20 protein-coding genes are annotated in these 16,307 nt (G+C 69.3%); 16 read left to right on the top strand and 4 right to left on the bottom strand.

The features are described 5' to 3' along the window. Positions 1-174: 174 nt before the first annotated feature. The gene (locus tag H4281_RS12325; RefSeq protein ID WP_182891016.1) at positions 175-831 is read left to right on the top strand and encodes a choice-of-anchor P domain-containing protein; all 657 of its coding nucleotides are present in this window, start codon (positions 175-177) and stop codon (positions 829-831) included. Positions 832-964: 133 nt separating this feature from the next. Here the strand turns inward: H4281_RS12325 and H4281_RS12330 are convergent, their stop codons facing one another. Together H4281_RS12330 and H4281_RS12335 are read right to left on the bottom strand one after the other, a co-directional pair. Continuing rightward, complete coding sequence (locus H4281_RS12330; protein ID WP_182891017.1) at positions 965-1,540, bottom strand: isochorismatase family protein; 576 nt, start codon at positions 1,538-1,540, stop codon at positions 965-967. Positions 1,541-1,550: 10 nt separating this feature from the next. After that, on the bottom strand, positions 1,551-2,855 hold the full coding sequence (locus H4281_RS12335) for a nicotinate phosphoribosyltransferase (RefSeq protein WP_182891018.1): 1,305 nt from the start codon (positions 2,853-2,855) through the stop codon (positions 1,551-1,553). Between the two features lie 74 nt (positions 2,856-2,929). On the opposite strand from H4281_RS12335, the gene clpS reads away from it, so the two are divergent. The 3 genes from clpS to H4281_RS12350 are packed head-to-tail and all read left to right on the top strand — an operon-like array spanning position 2,930 to position 4,781. Continuing rightward, positions 2,930-3,229, top strand: a complete 300-nt coding sequence (clpS, locus tag H4281_RS12340) for an ATP-dependent Clp protease adapter ClpS (protein WP_037718267.1) — start codon at positions 2,930-2,932, stop codon at positions 3,227-3,229. Continuing rightward, the gene (locus H4281_RS12345; protein WP_037715369.1) at positions 3,226-3,783 is read left to right on the top strand and encodes a DUF2017 domain-containing protein; all 558 of its coding nucleotides are present in this window, start codon (positions 3,226-3,228) and stop codon (positions 3,781-3,783) included. The genes clpS and H4281_RS12345 overlap by 4 nt, the downstream gene beginning before the upstream one ends. After that, on the top strand, positions 3,744-4,781 hold the full coding sequence (locus H4281_RS12350) for a P1 family peptidase (RefSeq protein ID WP_182891019.1): 1,038 nt from the start codon (positions 3,744-3,746) through the stop codon (positions 4,779-4,781). The genes H4281_RS12345 and H4281_RS12350 overlap by 40 nt, the downstream gene beginning before the upstream one ends. Position 4,782: 1 nt before the next feature. Here the strand turns inward: H4281_RS12350 and H4281_RS12355 are convergent, their stop codons facing one another. After that, positions 4,783-5,154 (bottom strand): hypothetical protein, encoded by a 372-nt coding sequence (locus H4281_RS12355; protein ID WP_182891020.1) that lies wholly within the window; start codon positions 5,152-5,154, stop codon positions 4,783-4,785. An 81-nt stretch (positions 5,155-5,235) separates the two neighbouring features. On the opposite strand from H4281_RS12355, the gene H4281_RS12360 reads away from it, so the two are divergent. From H4281_RS12360 to H4281_RS12370, 3 genes are all read left to right on the top strand, one after another. Beyond that, positions 5,236-5,643 carry a M67 family metallopeptidase gene (locus tag H4281_RS12360; RefSeq protein ID WP_043827849.1) on the top strand — a complete coding sequence of 136 codons (408 nt, stop codon included), beginning with the start codon at positions 5,236-5,238 and terminating at the stop codon, positions 5,641-5,643. A gap of 68 nt (positions 5,644-5,711) precedes the next feature. Continuing rightward, entirely contained in the window at positions 5,712-5,990 is a 279-nt protein-coding gene (locus H4281_RS12365; RefSeq protein ID WP_009082495.1) for a MoaD/ThiS family protein, read from the top strand. Between the two features lie 4 nt (positions 5,991-5,994). Further along, a complete protein-coding gene (locus H4281_RS12370) occupies positions 5,995-6,945 on the top strand; it encodes a PLP-dependent cysteine synthase family protein (protein WP_009082493.1) in 951 nt (316 codons plus the stop codon). A 43-nt stretch (positions 6,946-6,988) separates the two neighbouring features. Here H4281_RS12370 and H4281_RS12375 read toward each other — a convergent pair whose 3' ends face one another. Next, positions 6,989-7,633, bottom strand: a complete 645-nt coding sequence (locus tag H4281_RS12375) for a TetR/AcrR family transcriptional regulator (RefSeq protein WP_182891021.1) — start codon at positions 7,631-7,633, stop codon at positions 6,989-6,991. 22 nt (positions 7,634-7,655) lie between these two features. Here H4281_RS12375 and H4281_RS12380 point away from each other — a divergent pair, with 22 nt between their 5' ends. The 9 genes from H4281_RS12380 to H4281_RS12420 all read left to right on the top strand — a co-directional run bounded on the left by H4281_RS12380 (position 7,656) and on the right by H4281_RS12420 (position 16,270). Continuing rightward, a complete protein-coding gene (locus H4281_RS12380; protein WP_182891022.1) occupies positions 7,656-8,978 on the top strand; it encodes an MFS transporter in 1,323 nt (440 codons plus the stop codon). A gap of 171 nt (positions 8,979-9,149) precedes the next feature. After that, on the top strand, positions 9,150-9,836 hold the full coding sequence (locus H4281_RS12385; protein WP_370648124.1) for a rhomboid family intramembrane serine protease: 687 nt from the start codon (positions 9,150-9,152) through the stop codon (positions 9,834-9,836). Beyond that, positions 9,833-10,633 carry a glutamate racemase gene (gene murI, locus H4281_RS12390; protein ID WP_182891023.1) on the top strand — a complete coding sequence of 267 codons (801 nt, stop codon included), beginning with the start codon at positions 9,833-9,835 and terminating at the stop codon, positions 10,631-10,633. Before H4281_RS12385 ends, murI begins: the two co-directional genes overlap by 4 nt. 36 nt (positions 10,634-10,669) lie before the next feature. Beyond that, on the top strand, positions 10,670-11,437 hold the full coding sequence (locus H4281_RS12395; RefSeq protein ID WP_182891024.1) for an MBL fold metallo-hydrolase: 768 nt from the start codon (positions 10,670-10,672) through the stop codon (positions 11,435-11,437). Positions 11,438-11,530: 93 nt separating this feature from the next. After that, positions 11,531-12,307 (top strand): ribonuclease PH, encoded by a 777-nt coding sequence (gene rph / locus H4281_RS12400; RefSeq protein ID WP_182891025.1) that lies wholly within the window; start codon positions 11,531-11,533, stop codon positions 12,305-12,307. Further along, on the top strand, positions 12,304-12,912 hold the full coding sequence (rdgB, locus tag H4281_RS12405) for an RdgB/HAM1 family non-canonical purine NTP pyrophosphatase (protein ID WP_182891026.1): 609 nt from the start codon (positions 12,304-12,306) through the stop codon (positions 12,910-12,912). The genes rph and rdgB overlap by 4 nt, the downstream gene beginning before the upstream one ends. A gap of 66 nt (positions 12,913-12,978) precedes the next feature. Further along, positions 12,979-13,668 carry a response regulator transcription factor gene (locus H4281_RS12410; RefSeq protein WP_182891027.1) on the top strand — a complete coding sequence of 230 codons (690 nt, stop codon included), beginning with the start codon at positions 12,979-12,981 and terminating at the stop codon, positions 13,666-13,668. Further along, entirely contained in the window at positions 13,658-15,403 is a 1,746-nt protein-coding gene (locus tag H4281_RS12415) for a sensor histidine kinase (protein ID WP_182891028.1), read from the top strand. Before H4281_RS12410 ends, H4281_RS12415 begins: the two co-directional genes overlap by 11 nt. A gap of 33 nt (positions 15,404-15,436) precedes the next feature. Further along, entirely contained in the window at positions 15,437-16,270 is an 834-nt protein-coding gene (locus H4281_RS12420) for a helix-turn-helix domain-containing protein (RefSeq protein WP_182891029.1), read from the top strand. The last annotated feature ends 37 nt before the right edge of the window (positions 16,271-16,307 follow it).

A 16,307-nucleotide genomic window follows, 5' to 3' on the forward strand; every position in this document is an offset into this window, starting at 1 on the left:
ACGGAAAACGGACGTCCGGGCAGGTTATCGTCGAGCGACCGCACGGAACGAGACAAGTTGCGTTCCTCACCACCCCTGTCTTCCGCCACACGTCCGGGTGAGCTGCGACCGTCGACGTTTGGGACCCCTGCCGCGCTGCCGATGTCGAAGCACGGGCGAAGGGAGACAGGGCGAATGCGCGGACGGATCCTGCTGGTCACCGGGGTTTTCCTAGCGACGGCGCCGGCGGTGGCGCACGCCGATCCGCCGACCTCCACCGGCTGGGGTTCCGCGGGCAGCCTCGACGTGCTGGTGGACCACGAACACGTCGTCACCGGAGAGTTGGCCCGCTGCGACGCCGACGGTCCGGCTTCCGCGCGCACCACCGGCGGTGCGGCGGGCGAGGTCGCGGTGTTCGGCTTCGGCGGCACCACCTGCGAGCGGAAAGGCCCGGTCGCGCAGGTGAAGACCGGCGGGCAGCGGTTCGAATCCGACCTGCTCACCCGGTACGGCGGGCCGGAGCTGAAGGTCCGCACGTACTCGGTCGGCTGCGCCACCACGACGGATTCGGGCAGCACCGGTTCGATGTCGATCGGAGAGGTCTCCGGCTTCACCGTGCCGTCGTCGATCCCGGCGAACTACCGCGTCACGATCCCCGGCGGCGCGGCGGGCACGGCGCTGGCCACGATCACGCTGAACGAGACCGTGACGCCGCAGCCCGCCGACGGCAGCCTGGTCACGCACGCGGTGCACGTGAAGCTGTTCCCGCAAGGCGGTCCGGCGAGCGGGGACATCTACCTCGGCACTGCGGCGTGCAATCCGTACGGCAAGGGCGGCGCGCCAGCCTCGTGAGCGGCAACGCCGGTTCTCACCGGCACTAGCACTCACGAGGCTGCCGTGGGTTCGCCGCCCAATGCGAGCTGGTCGGGCGGGCTGCGGACGAGGGCTCGTGAGTGGCTATACCGGTTCTAACCGGCGTAAACACTCACGAGGGCGGCAGGGCGGGCGTGCCGGTGTAGCGCACCCCGGCCTCGTCGAAGTCCTTCAGCGTCGCGTCCACGGTCGGCTGCGAGCCGCCGACGGTCAGGTCCAGCAGCACGTGCACGTTGAACCCGGCGCCCGCGGCGTCGAGGGCCGTGGCGCGCACGCAGAAGTCCGTTGCGATGCCGACGACGTCGACGTCGGTCACCTCGTGCGCGCGAAGCCATTCCTCGAGCGTCTTGCCGTCGCCGGACTTGCCCTCGAAACCGGAGTACGCGGCGGTGTACTCGCCCTTCGAGAACACCGCCTCGACCGGCACCACGTCCAGCGCGTCGTGGAACGACGCGCCCGCCGTGCCCGCGACGCAGTGCGGCGGCCAGCTGGTGTTGAAGTCGGGCGTGTCGCTGAAGTGGTCGCCCGGATCGATGTGGTGGTCGCGGGTGGCGACGATGTGCGTGTAGCCGCCCTCGGCCATCCGCTGCGAGATGGCGGCCGCGGCAGCCGCGCCGCCCGGCAGGCCGAGCGAGCCTCCCTCGCAGAAGTCGTTCTGCACATCCACCACGATCAGCGCGGTCCCCATGGTCGGCTCCCTACAGAAAAGTCGTCGGTATCGCGGGCTCGCCGTGCGAGAGCTTGAGGCCCTCCCACGGCAGGCTCACCTGCGCGCGCCGCAGGCGGGCACGCGCGTCGTCCAGCGTGGGCAGATCATCCATCGGCACGCCTCCGCGCACCAGGGGGATTTGCAGATCGAGATCGTTCTCGCCCGCTTCCGGGCGGCCGCTCGCGGCGGTCCAGACCACTTCCTCGACGGCGGTTCCGGTGCTGCGGTGGCGGCGCAGCGCGTGCTTGCGCCCGCCTCGGGATTCCTTGTGCGCACTGCGTTTCGCGACCGGGCGGCCGTCGACCTCGACCAGCTTGTACACCATCCCGGCGGTCGGCGCGCCGGATCCGGTGACCACCGAGGTGCCCACGCCGTACGCGTCCACCGGTTCCGCGCGCAGCGCCGCGATCGCGTGCTCGTCGAGGTCTCCGGATACCACGATCCGGGTGTCCTTCGCACCGAGCGAATCGAGCTGGTCGCGGGCCTTGCGGGCGAGCGGGCCGACGTCGCCGGAGTCGATCCGGATCGCGCCCAGCTCCGGGCCAGCGACGCGCACGGCCGCTTCGATGCCCGCGGTGATGTCGTAGGTGTCCACCAGAAGTGTGGTGTCCGCACCCATTTTGCTGACCTGGGCGCGGAACGCCGCTTCCTCGCTGTCGTGCAGCAGCATGAAGGCGTGCGCGACAGTGCCGCGCGTCGGAATCCCGTAGCGGCGGCCCGCTTCGAGGTTCGACGTGGTGGCGAATCCGGCCAGGTAGGAGGCGCGCGCGGCGGCTACCGCGGCGTACTCGTGGGTGCGTCGTCCGCCCATCTCGATGATCGGCCTGCCGTGCGCCGCGCCGGACATCCGCGCCGCCGCCGAAGCGATCGCGCTGTCGTGGTTGAGGATCGACAGCACCACCGTCTCCAGCACCACCGCTTCGGCGAAACTGCCGGTCACGGTGAGGATCGGCGAACCGGGGAAGTACAGGTCGCCTTCGCGGTAGCCGTCGATGTCGCCGCGGAACTCGTAGTCGGCCAGCCAGGCCAGCGTTTCCGGGTCGACGACCGCGGTCTGCTCCAGCATGGCCAGTTCGGCGTCGGTGAACCGGAAGTCGGTGATCGCGTCGAGCACGCGCGCGGTGCCCGCGACGACGCCGTAGCGGCGGCCGTCGGGAAGCCTTCGCGCGAAGACCTCGAACACGCACGGCCGGTCGGCCGTCCCGTCCGCGAGCGCGCTCGCCAGCATGGTCAGCTCGTAGTGGTCGGTGAGCAGCGCCGTGCTGGCGCTGGTGACCGGCTCGGGGGAACCCATGGGAGCAGCCTATTCACTCACATGGACGGACCTGGCGCGGCGTACCGGGATGGCCCCGTGACACCATGGTGTGCATGTCCACGCCTGTCGCATCCGAACAGACGCAGGTCGATCCACTCGGGGCCGAGCTGGCCGAATCCGACCAGCCCTGGCGGACGATCGTCTGGAACGATCCGGTCAACCTGATGTCGTACGTGACGTACGTCTTCCAGAAGCTGTTCGGCTACAGCCGGGACCACGCCACGAAGCTGATGCTCGACGTGCACAACAAGGGCAGGGCGATCGTGTCGTCCGGTTCGAAGGAGAAGGTGGAGACCGACGTGGCGAAGCTGCACGCGGCGGGCCTGTGGGCGACCATGGAACAGCCCTCGTGAAGGCCTGGCGGCGCAAGGGGGACGCCATCCTCGCCGGGTTCGAGCAGCAAGAGGCCGCGGTGCTGCGCGGGCTCGTCGGGCAGCTCGAGGACATGCTCACCGCGCGGGCAGAGGAGGCCCCGCAGGACGAACTGGCCGAGCTGACCGGGATCCGCACCGGGCCCGCCGAATCGCCGGACGACCCGGTGCTGTCGCGGCTGCTGCCGGACTTCCACCGGCTCGACCCGGACAACCCGAGCCGCGAGGACCTCGATTCGGCGGCGGCGATGCGGTCGCTGCACGAGCCGGAGCTGCTGGAGAAGAAGGTCGGCGTCGCGAAGATCGTGCTCGACACGCTCCCGCGCGACGGCGGTTCGGTGAAGCTGACTTTCGAGCAGGCGGACGCCTGGCTCGGCGCACTGAACGACGTCCGGCTGGCGCTCGGCACGGCGCTCGACGTCACCGAGGACATGCCCGACGAGCTGCCCGAAGACGACCCTCGCGCACCCCATCTCGGCGTCTACCATTGGCTGACATGGGTGCAGGAGACGCTGATCCAGGCGCTGACCGGCTGACCGGCGGGAAAATCACCGACGTCCCTGGCGTGCTCGTAGGCCATCACCAACGGCTCGGCGACGGCTGGGCCTCCGGAACCACCGTCGTGCTCGTGCCGGACGGCGCGACCGGCGCGGTCGACCAGCGCGGCGGCGCGCCCGGCACCCGCGAAACCAATCTGCTGGAGCCGGAAAACCTGGTGCAGCAGGTGAACGCGGTCTGTCTCTCCGGGGGAAGCGCGTACGGGCTCGCGGCGGCGGACGGCGTGATGCGGTGGCTGTCCGAGCGGAATTTCGGCTTTCCCGTTGGCGCGCAGCCGTATGAGGTGGTGCCGATCGTGCCCGCGGCGGTGCTGTTCGACCTGCCGCGCAGCGCGTGGGGCAACCGGCCGGACGCCGATTTCGGTTACGCCGCTTGCGAAGCCGCCGGGGAGGCTGTCGCGATGGGCACCGTCGGCGCGGGCTCGGGTGCGGTGGTCGGTTCGCTCAAGGGCGGCATCGGGACGGCGAGCGAGGTCGTCGGCGACGTGAATGTGGGCGCGATCGCGGCGGTGAACGCGGCGGGCCAGGCAGTGGATTTCGCGACTGGGCGGGCTTTCGCCGCTGATCACGAAGTCGACGGCGAGTTCGGCGTCCGCTGGCCGGACCGGCCCGGCGAGGTGCCGGGGCAGCGGACCGATCTGAACACCACGATCGGGGTGGTGGCTTGCGATGCGGCGTTGACGAAGGCTGAGGCACGCCGCTTGACGGTCGCCGCGCAGGACGGGTTGGCGCGCGCGGTGCGGCCGGCGCATTCGATGTTCGACGGCGACACCGTGTTCGCGCTGGCAACGGGCGCGCAGCAACTGCCAGGGGAGCCGGGGTCGTTCGCCGTGGCGGCGCGAGCGGGCGCGCTGGACGCGTTGTGCGCGGCGGCGGCGCGGGTGTTCGCGCGGGCGATGGTGCACGGACTGCTTTCGGCGACCTCCGCTGCGGGCGTCCCGGCTTATCGGGATGTGTGGCCGGAAGCGCTGGGCTGAGTCAGAACGGGTCCTGCGGGAGCGCGTCCTCGCTCCGTTCGAGGTCGGCGGCGCGCACGGCAGCCACGTACTCGTCTTCGATCTCCAGCACCAGGCCGCCGAACGACACCGTCGGCCCGAGCGAGGGATGCAGGTCCACCGGGCCCAGTTCGGTCGAGCGCGGCAGCTGCGCCCACACCGAAACCGGCTTCCACCGGCGGAAAGCGCTGCACGCGAGCACCGTGACGTGCCGGTCGGTGACCACGACGAGGAAGTTCCGGTGCGCGGCCATCATCGAAATCATCAGCGATGTGGCGGGGAACACGTACTGGACGACGTCCCCCTCGGCCAGCAGGCCACGGCAGCGTTCGCGGATCTTCGAGGACACCGGCATCCCGTTATTGTGCCCTGACCTGCGGATGAGCGGTAGCTCTCACAGTGTGGACTCGTTCGGTCCACGAACTAAGATGTGCGTGTGCTCCGGATCCGCCGTGAACTCGTCGACGAGATCGTCGCCCACGCCCGCCGTGACCACCCCGACGAAGCGTGCGGGGTGGTGGCCGGTCCTGCCGGCTCGGACCGCCCCGAGCGGTTCATCCCGATGCTGAACGCGGCCCGCTCGCCGACGTTCTACGAGTTCGACTCGGGCGACCTGCTCAAGCTGTACCGCGAGATGGACGCGAACGACGAGGTCCCGGTGGTCATCTACCACTCGCACACCGCGACCGAGGCCTACCCGTCGCGCACCGACGCGAACATCGCCGCGGAACCCGACGCGCACTACGTGCTCGTCTCGACAAGAGAGCCCGATTCGCACGAGTTCCGCTCGTACCGGATCGTGGACGCCGAGATCACCGAGGAGCCGGTCGAGATCCTCGACTGAACTCCAGCGGAATAAAGCGCGGCGTCCGATACGTCAGCGTGTAGGAACCCACCCGGAGGTAGAAAACCATGGCCGTGACCGTGTCCATCCCGACCATCCTGCGCACCCACACCGGCGGCGAGAAGTCCGTCGAGGCGTCGGGCAAGACTGTCCTCGAGATCATCGACGACGTCGAGTCGCGGCACGCCGGGCTGAAGGCGCGCCTGGTCAAGGAGGAGAAGCTGCACCGCTTCATCAACGTCTACGTCAACGACGAGGACGTGCGCTTCTCCGGCGGGCTCGACGCCGAGGTCAAGGACGGCGACACCCTCACCATCCTGCCCGCCGTCGCGGGCGGCGCGCGCTGAGCCGATGGCTCGCTACGAGTCCCTCCTCGACGCGCTAGGCGGCACCCCGCTGGTCGGACTGCCCCGGCTGTCGCCGACCGACGAGGTGCGGCTGTGGGCGAAGCTCGAGGACCGCAACCCGACCGGCTCGATCAAGGACCGGCCAGCGCTGGCCATGATCGAGGCGGCGGAGCGGGACGGCATCCTGCGGCGCGGGTCCACGATCCTCGAACCGACCTCGGGCAACACCGGGATTTCGCTGGCCATGGCCGCGAAGCTCAAGGGCTACGGCCTGGTGTGCGTGATGCCGGAGAACACCTCGGCCGAACGCAAGCAGCTGCTGCAGGCGTACGGCGCGCGGATCGTGTTCTCGCCCGCCGCGGGCGGCTCGAACGAGGCCGTGCGCCGGGCCAAGGAGCTGGCGAAGCAGAATCCCGACTGGGTGATGCTCTATCAGTACGGCAACCCGGCCAACGCGGACGCGCACTACCGCGGCACCGGGCCGGAGCTGCTGAAGGACCTGCCGACGCTGACGCACTTCGTCGGCGGCCTCGGCACGACCGGCACGCTGGTCGGGGTCGGCCGGTACCTGCACGAGCACAAGCCGGACGTGCAGGTCATCGCGGCGGAGCCCCGGTACGGCGAGCTGGTGTACGGCCTGCGGAACCTCGACGAGGGGTTCGTGCCGGAGCTGTACGACGAAAGTGTGCTCAACGGACGCTATTCGGTGGGGGCGTACGACGCTCTCCGGCGGACGCGGGAGCTGCTGGAGCACGAGGGCATTTTCGCCGGGATCTCCACGGGTGCGGTGCTGCACGCCGCGCTCGGGGTCGCGGAGAAGGCCGCTGCCCGCGGCGAGAAGGCGGACGTGGCTTTCGTGGTCGCGGACGCCGGCTGGAAGTACCTGTCGACCGGCGCGTATTCCGGGTCGCTGGACGAAGCGGCAGAACGGCTTGACGGTCAGCTCTGGGCCTGACTGAGGCGTCTGTGAGGGGAACTCTGATTCCCCAGGGTTCCCCTCACGGCAGCAATCCGTTGACGAGTGCGCGGATGCTTCGTTCGTAACTGTCTTGTGCGGTAAGGGTTTCCCAGCGCGGCCCGATCTGGGCGAGCGTCGGGAATTCCGTCGTGTCCAGGTCGGCGAAGACTCGCTGCCGGTAGGTGTCGCCGCCCTGATCGCGTCGGCGCGCGGCGGCCGCGCGTGAGCTGATCTCGCCGAGCGTGTAGTGCCACACCGCTCGGTAGACCTCCACCGCCGCCTCGATCGGCAACCCGGCTTTTTCCGCCGCCGCAACGATTTTCTCCGGGTACCACAGCCCGCCGACCGACAGCAGGTCGTCGGAGCGCAGTACCTCCACGATCCACGGGCAGTTCGCCAGCCCGTCCCGCATCGCCTTCGCGACCGCCACGATCCGGTCGCACGGTTCTTCGGGGAGGTTCTCCGGCCGAGGCATTTCGCCGTGCGCGTAGTCGTCGAGCAGCAGCAGAAGCAGACCCTCTTTGTCGCGCACGTGGTGGTACAGCGCCATCGGCGTGCTGCCGACCTCCTTGGCCAGCCTGCGCATGGTCAACGCGTCGACGCCGTCTTCGTCGATGACCCGGTGGGCGGCGGCCACGATGTCGGACCTGGAGATCTTCGGCGGTCGGCCGGTGCGCGCTGGCATGCCGCCATGCTACTTTTTATACATGTACAAAAACTACTGGGGGACGGTCGCCGCGCTGGCGTTCGCGGTGGCGGTCGGGACTTTGCAGATGACCGTGGTGGTGCCGTTGCTGCCGCAGCTGCAGCTCAAGCTGGGGGTGCCGCTGAGTTCGGCGTCGTGGGCGCTGACCGCGGGGCTGCTGGCGGGCGCGGTCGCGATTCCGCTGGTCGCGCAGCTGGGCGACCTCTACGGCAGGCGCACGATGTCGCTGGTCGTGCTCGCGTTGCTGGTCGGGGGATCGGTGCTGGGGGCGGTGGCGGAGTCGCTGCCGCTGCTGATCGTCGGCCGGATCCTGCAAGGCACGGCCGCGCCGCTGCTGCCGCTGGCGATCGGCCAGGTCAGGACCGTGCTGCCGCCCCGGTCGCTGCCGACCGCGATCGGCGTGCTGAGCGCGACGATCGGCGCGGGCAGCGGCGGCGGGATGATTCTCGCCGGGCTGGCCGGCGGTGATCACCAGCTGGTGTTCTGGGCGCTGGCGGCGCTCGGCGTGGTGGCGTTCGCGCTGGTCGCCGCGGTCCGGGAGGACCGGACGGCCGAGGTCCGGAGCGGTTCGCCGGATCTGCTGGGCGCGGTGCTGGTGTCGGGGTGGCTGATCTGCCTGCTGCTGGCGATCAGCAAGGGGGCCGAATGGGGCTGGGCAACCGTCGCGCTCGTGGTCGGGGCCGTGGTGCTGGCGGCGGCGTGGGTGGCGACGGCGCGGCGCGCGAAGACGCCGTTGATCGAGATTCCGATGCTGTTGCACCGAAAGACGATCGGCGCGACGGTGGCGTCATTCCTGCTCGGCTTCGCGTTGTTCGCCACGATCATGACGCTTTCGGCCTACGCGCAGGGAATGCTCGGGGCGTCGGTGTTGCAGGTGGGGCTTTATCTCTTGCCGACGACGATCTTGATGCTGGTGGTTTCGGTGCTGGCCGGTGCGTTGATGCGCCGGTTCAGCGCGCCCGCACTGGTCGCGGGCGGTTCGGTGGTGGTACTGGCGGCCGCGTTGTGGCTCGCGACGTTGCCGGGGGACGGGCTCGGTCTCTATGCCGTCGCGGCGGTGCTGGGGCTGGGCATCGGGCTCGGGTACGCCGCGTTGGGGACGATGGCGGTCGAACACGTCGAGCCCGCGAAGACGGCCGCGGCAGGCGGGATCAACGCGCTGGTCCGGGTGGTGGGCAGCAGTCTCGCCGGAGCGGTCGGCGCAGTGGCGCTGTCGGCGGGCGGTCCGGGATGGAGCTTTGCGGTGGCGGCGGTGGCCGCGTTGCTTTCGGCCCTGTTCGCCGCCGCCTACGGAAACTTGCTCCGGAAGCCCGCAACGGTCTGACCGCCGGTCCGTGAAGGGCCCACTCACGACCGCGCTGCCCCGGAAGGTCTGTGAAGGACTCCTTGAGGGAATCAGATTCCCGGAAGGAGTCCTTCACGGACCGCTCACCCGGAGTGAAGTTCAGGGATTTCTCCCGAGGCCGTCCGCCTCCCGCCGACGTAGCCTGAGGGCGTGAGCACACTGCCTCCCCTCCCGCCGGCGTCGCCGCCGCCCGCTGCTGGCAGCGGCAAGCCGGTCGACGCCGCGAAGCGCATCCTGCCGCCCAATCCCAAGGCCGCGGCGTTCGTCGCGCTGGGGTTCGTGGCGGTGCTGTACCTCGTGGAACTGCTCGACGTGATCCTGCCGGGCAAGTTCACCGACGGCGGGATCCTGTCGCGGGACGCGTCCAGCCTGGACGGCATCCTCTGGGCGCCGCTGCTGCACGCCAACTGGTCGCACCTGTTCTCCAACACGGTGCCGGTGCTGGTCTTCTCCTTCCTCGCGATGGCGGCGGGCATCGGCCGGTTCGCCGTGGTCACCGCGATCATCTGGCTGGTTTCCGGGCTCGGCGTGTGGCTGGTCGGACCGTCGAACGCCTACACCGTCGGCGCGTCCGGCCTCGCCTTCGGCTGGCTCGCGTACCTGCTGGTGCGCGGTCTTTTCCACCGGTCGCTCGCGCAGATCGCGGTCGCCGTCGTGCTGCTCGGCATCTGGAGCGGGATGCTCTGGGGCCTGCTGCCCGGCAACCCCGGCATCTCCTGGCAGGGCCACCTCTTCGGCGCGCTGGCCGGCATCCTCGCCGCGTGGCTGACCTCACGCGGGGAACGGGTCAAAGCCCCGAAGACCGAGCCGACGACCCCGGGTAACCTCGGGATGTGAGTTCTTCAGGCGCGCCCATCGGTGTTTTCGACTCCGGCGTCGGCGGGCTCACTGTCGCACGCTCGATTCTCGAACTGCTGCCTGCCGAACAGTTGCGCTACGTCGGCGACACCGCGCGCAACCCGTACGGCCCGCTGCCCATCGCCACCGCTCGCGAGTACGCGTTGGCCGCTCTCGACGACATGGTCGAGAGCGGGGTGAAGGCGTTGGTGATCGCGTGCAACACAGCGTCCGCGGCCTGCCTTCGCGACGCGCGCGAACGCTACGACGTACCTGTCATCGAAGTGGTCCTTCCGGCCGCGCGCCGGGCCGCAGTCGCCACGCACAGCGGACGCGTCGGTCTGATCGGCACCGAAGGCACTGTGCGTTCGAGGGCGTACGACGACGCCTTCGCCGCCGCGCCCGACGTACGCCTCACCAGCGTCGCCTGCCCGCGCTTCGTGGACTTCGTGGAGCGCGGCATCACGACCGGCCGACAGATCCTCGGTCTGGCACAGGGCTATCTGCAGCCGTTGCTCGAAGCCGAAGTCGACACGCTCATCCTCGGCTGCACGCACTATCCGCTGCTGTCCGGCGTGCTGCAGATCGTGATGGGACAGGACGTCACGCTCGTCTCCAGCGCCGACGAAACCGCCAAGGACCTCTACCGCGTGCTGACCGAACTCGACCTGCTCGCCGAACGCGACGAGCCGCCGCGGCACGAGTTCCTCGCCACCGGTTCGCCGGAGCCGTTCGCCCGCTTGGCGCAGCGGTTCATGGGCTTCGCGCCGGGTGCGCTCGACCCGGTGAGCGCGTGACGCTGCGGTGGCGCTGAGCGGAGTTAGGGTGACGGGGTGCGACTGACGATCCTCGGGTGTTCGGGCAGCATTCCCGGACCGAACGCCGCCGCGTCCGGGTACCTCCTGGAGGCGGAGGGCTACCGGCTCGGTCTCGAGCTGGGCTCGGGCGCGTTCGCCCAATTGCAGACCGTGCTGGACCCGTTCGACCTCGACGCGCTCGTCCTTTCGCACCTGCATGCCGACCACTGCGCCGACGTCAACTCTCTGACGGTGCTTCGCCGCTACCATCCCGCGCCGCCATATCCCGCGCGGCCGCGACGGTTGCCGGTGTACGCACCAGCAGACGCGCCTTCGCGCCTTGCGCACGCGTACGCGGCCGATGCGGCTGAGCGAGCCGCTGTGGATCTGTCGGACGTGTACGAATTCCAGGAGCTGCGCGAAGAGACGATCGAGATCGGTCCCTTCGACGTGACCGCTGTCGCTGTGTACCACCCGACGCCTGCATTCGGCCTACGCATCGCGTACGGCGGCACCATCCTCGCGTACACCGGCGACACCGGACTGTGCCGCGGCCTCGGCGAATTGGCCGACGGCGTCGATGTCCTGCTTTCCGAAGCGTCCTGGACCGATGCCGCCGATCGTCCGCAAGGCGTGCACCTCTCCGGGAAAGAAGCTGGTGAACTGGCCAAAGAAGCCGGAGTCGGTCGCCTGCTGCTGACCCACGTCGCGCCGTGGACCGATCGCAACGCTGTCTTGGCCGAGGCCAAGGCGGTATTCCCGGACGCTGAACTGGTGACGCAAGGCGCGGTCTACGACCTCTGATCGCGAAAGTGTCAGAGGTACGTCCTAGCTCCGCCTTCCTCCCCTCCACCACCCTCAACGGAAGTGGCGTTGCCACGCAGTATCGTCTGCTGCGTGGTGAGAAAAGATGGCAGGAACGACGACCAGCTCCGCGAAGTGAAGCTCACCCGCGGGTTCCAGAAGTGGCCTGCCGGGTCGGTGCTCGTCGAGTTCGGCAACACCAGGGTGCTGTGCGCGGCGAGCGTGACCGAGGGTGTGCCGCGCTGGCGTGCCGGGTCCGGTCTCGGCTGGGTGACCGCGGAGTACGCGATGCTCCCGTCCGCGACCAACACCCGCAGCGACCGCGAAGCGGTCAAGGGCCGGATCGGCGGCCGGACGCACGAGATCTCCCGGCTGATCGGCCGCTCCCTGCGCGCGTGCATCGACCTGGCCGCGCTCGGCGAGAACACCATCGTCATCGACTGCGACGTGATCCAGGCGGACGGCGGCACCCGCACCGCCGCGGTCACCGGCGGGTACGTGGCGCTGGCGGACGCGATCACCTGGCTGGGCGCGGCGAACCGGCTCAACGACCCGCAGCCGCTGTCGTCCTCGGTGGCCGCGGTGAGCGTCGGCGTCGTGGACGGCCGGGTGCGCCTCGACCTTCCGTACGAGGAGGATTCGCGCGCCGAGGTCGACATGAACGTGGTCGCCACCGACGCCGGAACCCTCATCGAGGTCCAGGGCACCGGCGAAGGAGCGACTTTCGCGCGGTCCACTTTGGACACCATGCTCGACCTGGCGCTGGCGGGCTGCGAGGAACTGACCCGGCTGCAGAACGAGGCGCTGGCGCTGCCGTACCCGGGCGAGCTGCCGGAACCGCGTCCGGACAAGAAGAAGGGCCAGAAGTGACCAAGCTGCTGCTGGCCACCCGGAACGCGAAGAAGCTGGGCGAACTGCGCCGGATCCTGGAGGCGGAAGGCATCCAGGGCGTCGAGGTGCTCGGCCTGAACGACGTCGAGGAGTTCCCGGAAGCCCCGGAAACCGCGCCCGATTTCGAAGGCAACGCCGAGGCCAAAGCACGGGACGCGGTGGCCGCCACCGGATTGCCCGCCATCGCGGACGACTCGGGCCTGACTGTGGACGCGTTGAACGGCATGCCCGGCGTCCTGTCGGCTCGTTGGTCCGGCAAGCACGGCGACGACGAAGCGAACCTGAACCTGGTGCTGGCGCAGCTGACCGACACCCCGGACGAGCGCCGGGGCGCGGCCTTCGTCTGCGCCGCCGTGCTGGCTCTCCCCTCCGGCGAGACCACCACGGTCCGGGGCGAATGGCGCGGCACGCTGACGCGGGAAAAGCACGGTACCAACGGTTTCGGCTACGACCCGATCTTCGTGCCGGAAAACGAAACGAAAACCAGCGCGGAACTGAGCCCGGCGGAAAAAGACGCCGCCTCGCATCGCGGCAAAGCCTTGCGCGCACTTCTGCCGGCCTTGCGAAAACTGGCTGACGCATAACTGCCGCGCCTGCCCCGGAGCCGCGCTGGTGGCTCCGGGGTGGGCCTGCGGCTAGTCTCGGCAGGCATGTGCGCCAATATCGTCCTAGCCGAAGACGATCCCAAACAAGCGGAACTGGTCCGCCGCTACCTGGAACACGAGCAGCACACCGTGATCGTCGCGCCCACCGGCGAGGCCGCACTGGCGGAAATCCGCACGGCGGAACCCGATCTCCTGATCCTGGACGTGATGCTCCCGGGCATGAACGGCCTGACCGTCTGCCGGACCATCCGGGCCTCGTCCGACCTGCCGATCCTCATGCTCACCGCCCGCTCGACCGAGGACGACCTGCTCCAGGGCCTCGACCTTGGCGCGGACGATTACGTCACCAAGCCCTACAGCCCGCGCGAGCTCATGGCGAGGGTCCGGACCCTCCTCCGGAGAACGCACTCGGCCAAAGACGGTCCGATCAAAGTCGGCACCCTGACCGTCGACAAGGAAAGGCACGAGGTCGCGGTAAGCGGAAACCCGATCGAAACTACCCCGGGGGAATTCCGGATCCTGGAGGTCATGGCCGCCCGGCCGGACCAGGTTTTCACCAGGGCGCAACTGCTGGAACATCTGCACGGCTTCGACCGCTACATCACTCAGCGCGCCATTGACGTGCACGTCATGAACCTCAGAAAGAAAATCGAGGCCAATCCCAGAAAACCCGCGAAACTCCTGACGGTTTACGGCGTGGGCTACAAACTGACCGCGAAGTCCGATGCCCCGTAGCCTGCTCTTCCGCCTCTTCGCGGTAACCGCGGCCATCGCGGTGTGTGCCATCGCCGCCACCGCCTGGCTGGCCTCCCGGACCACTTCCGGTGCCATCGAACGGGAACAGGGCCAGCTCTTCGCCGACGACGGCACGATCTACCAGGCCCTCCTTTCGTACGCGGCCACCCATCCGACCTGGTCCGGAGCGACCAGAACAATCAGTGACTACGCGGAGAAAACCGGCCGTAAAATCGTCCTGACCACCCCGCAGGGAAAGCTGATCGCGAGTTCGGAACAGAATCCGGGCACACTCCCGCCGCAGCCGTCCGCGGTCATCGATCCGTTGGCGGTCGACACCCGGCTGGGCGTCAAATCCACCCCGGACCGCATCGACCCCGACGCGGTCGGCCCGTACAAACTCCCCGCCGACGAACGCGAGGAGCTCCAGGAAATTGCCGACAAGGTCCTGTCCTGCACCCAGCGCAGAACCGGCCTCGGCAGCCTGGAAATCTCCCCGAGCGGCCACCCGCGGGTCATCGCCCCGGCAGGCACCGCCCAATGCGGCACCGCTCTGCTCGAACGCCCGACCGAGACCGAGCGAGCCGCCCTGGCCAAGCTGTCCGGCCTGATCGACGCCTGTCTCGGCCGCAACGACAGCACGGTCCCGGTAGCCAAACTGGGTCTGTTGTGGACCTTCGACGGCCCGGTCGTGCAGGCCACCGACCAGACGATCACCAACTGCGTGACCTCGGCCCGCAAAGAGCAGCTGACCCCCTTCGTAGCCCCCGCGGCCTGGCTCTACATCACCGAAAAGGGCACCGACCAGCCGCCGACCGGCTTCACCCTCTCCCCGGAAAACCGCACGAAACTGGTCGCCGTCACCGCTGCGATCCTGCTGCTGACGGTCATCGTCACCGCACTGGCGTCGATCCGCCTGATCCGCCCTCTTCGCGCGTTGACCGGCGCGGCCCAGCGCCTGAAAGCCGGCGAGACGGGCGCCAGGGTCCGGGTCAAAGGCAAGGACGAGATCGCCCGGCTGGCCACCGCGTTCAACGAGATGGCGCGGGCAAGGGAAGAGCTGGAGAACGCCCGCAAAGCGATGGTCAGCGACGTCGCGCACGAACTGCGCACCCCGCTGGCCACCATCCGAGGCTGGCTGGAAGCGGCGCAGGACGGCATCAGCCAGTTCGACGACGAACTGGTCGCCTCCCTGCTGGAAGAGGCGGTCCACTTGCAGCACATCGTGGACGACCTGCAAGACCTGGCCCTGGCCGACGCCGGAGCGCTGCGCGTCCACCCCGAACCCGTCGACGCCAACACCCTGCTCGCCCACCTCGCCGCCGCGCACGCCCCGCGCGCCGAATCCGCCGACGTCCGGTTGTCCGTCCCGCCCATGGAAAACCCGGCCATCACCGCGGATCCCGTGCGCTTGCGCCAAGTCCTGGACAACCTGGTCTCGAACGCGATCCGCCACACCCCGCCCGGCGGTTCGGTCACCGTCACCGCGAAGCAAGTCGAGAACGACGCGATCTTCGAAGTAACCGATACTGGCACCGGTATCGCCCCCGAGGATCTGCCCCGGGTTTTCGACCGTTTCTGGCGCGCGGATCCTTCCCGAAGCCGAGTGTCCGGCGGCAGCGGGCTAGGCCTGGCAATCGTCCGGAAACTAGCCGAAGCTCACGGCGGCGAAGTCACCGCCACCAGCACCCCCGGGCACGGCACCACCTTCACTCTGCGATTCCCCCGGGAGTAGCGCTGGCTGGCGTTTCTCGGCAATGCTGGGTGCGTGGAGTACGCGTCCCGAGCGCCGAGGCCGCCGCTGGACGGGCTGATCGACGACCTCTACTGCCTGGCGGGCACGCCGCCGTACGCCCGGCTGACGTTGCCACCGGCGCCTTCCGCGCTGCTCATCGTCAATCTCGGCGCGCCGTTCCGGATCCGCACCGATCTCGAGACAGCCGAGTACGCCGACGGCTGCGTGATCACCATGCCGACTCGCGCGTACGAATTCGGCTACCCGCCCGAGACTTGTTCCGTCGGCGTGCACTTCAAACCATGGGGCCTGGCACCGTTCCTGCCGATGCCCGCAGCCGAACTGTGCGACCGGCCGGTGACGATAGAACAGGTCTGGGGCCGACCCGCCATCGCGGAACTGCGCGACCGGCTAGCTACGGCGACCGGACCGCACGAAATGCTGGCGCTTCTCGAAGATGAACTGATGCGACGGCTGACCGATACCGCTGGCTTGGGCCTGGTCCGCCACACGAGCAGCATCATCGCGGCGACCAGCGGCGCGGTAGCGATCGGCGCTCTGAGCGAGGCCGCCGGGGTCAGCAGCACCCACTTGGCACAACGGTTCAAGGCGCTCGTCGGCGTCACCCCGAAGCGCTTGGCCCGCACCCACCGCTTCACCGCCACCGTGTTCGCGATCGACCTCGCCGGACCGATCGACTGGGGCGACCTCGCCGGTCGCGCGGGCTACTTCGACCAGGCCCACTTCGGCCACGAGTTCCGGGCGTTCACCGGTTTCACGCCGACCCAGTACCTCGAAGTCCGGCGGCGGTTCCGGCGCGAACATCCCGGCCACACCCTGGACGGCTGGCCGCTGCCCGCCGATTGATTTCTTACAAGAGCGACCGCGCGCGACCGGCTAATTT

The sequence above is a fragment of the Amycolatopsis dendrobii genome (assembly GCF_014145675.1).
GTDB lineage: Bacteria > Actinomycetota > Actinomycetes > Mycobacteriales > Pseudonocardiaceae > Amycolatopsis > Amycolatopsis dendrobii.

What these genes read in the sequence shown, in the direction of transcription:
- H4281_RS12325 (WP_182891016.1), top strand. Translation starts at nt 175, where the DNA reads ATGCGCGGACGGATCCTGCTGGTCACCGGGGTTTTCCTAGCGACGGCG.
- H4281_RS12330 (WP_182891017.1), bottom strand. Translation starts at nt 1,540, where the DNA reads ATGGGGACCGCGCTGATCGTGGTGGATGTGCAGAACGACTTCTGCGAG.
- H4281_RS12335 (WP_182891018.1), bottom strand. Translation starts at nt 2,855, where the DNA reads ATGGGTTCCCCCGAGCCGGTCACCAGCGCCAGCACGGCGCTGCTCACC.
- clpS (WP_037718267.1), top strand. Translation starts at nt 2,930, where the DNA reads ATGTCCACGCCTGTCGCATCCGAACAGACGCAGGTCGATCCACTCGGG.
- H4281_RS12350 (WP_182891019.1), top strand. Translation starts at nt 3,744, where the DNA reads ATGGGTGCAGGAGACGCTGATCCAGGCGCTGACCGGCTGACCGGCGGG.
- H4281_RS12355 (WP_182891020.1), bottom strand. Translation starts at nt 5,154, where the DNA reads ATGCCGGTGTCCTCGAAGATCCGCGAACGCTGCCGTGGCCTGCTGGCC.
- H4281_RS12365 (WP_009082495.1), top strand. Translation starts at nt 5,712, where the DNA reads ATGGCCGTGACCGTGTCCATCCCGACCATCCTGCGCACCCACACCGGC.
- H4281_RS12370 (WP_009082493.1), top strand. Translation starts at nt 5,995, where the DNA reads ATGGCTCGCTACGAGTCCCTCCTCGACGCGCTAGGCGGCACCCCGCTG.
- H4281_RS12375 (WP_182891021.1), bottom strand. Translation starts at nt 7,633, where the DNA reads ATGCCAGCGCGCACCGGCCGACCGCCGAAGATCTCCAGGTCCGACATC.
- H4281_RS12380 (WP_182891022.1), top strand. Translation starts at nt 7,656, where the DNA reads ATGTACAAAAACTACTGGGGGACGGTCGCCGCGCTGGCGTTCGCGGTG.
- H4281_RS12410 (WP_182891027.1), top strand. Translation starts at nt 12,979, where the DNA reads ATGTGCGCCAATATCGTCCTAGCCGAAGACGATCCCAAACAAGCGGAA.
- H4281_RS12415 (WP_182891028.1), top strand. Translation starts at nt 13,658, where the DNA reads ATGCCCCGTAGCCTGCTCTTCCGCCTCTTCGCGGTAACCGCGGCCATC.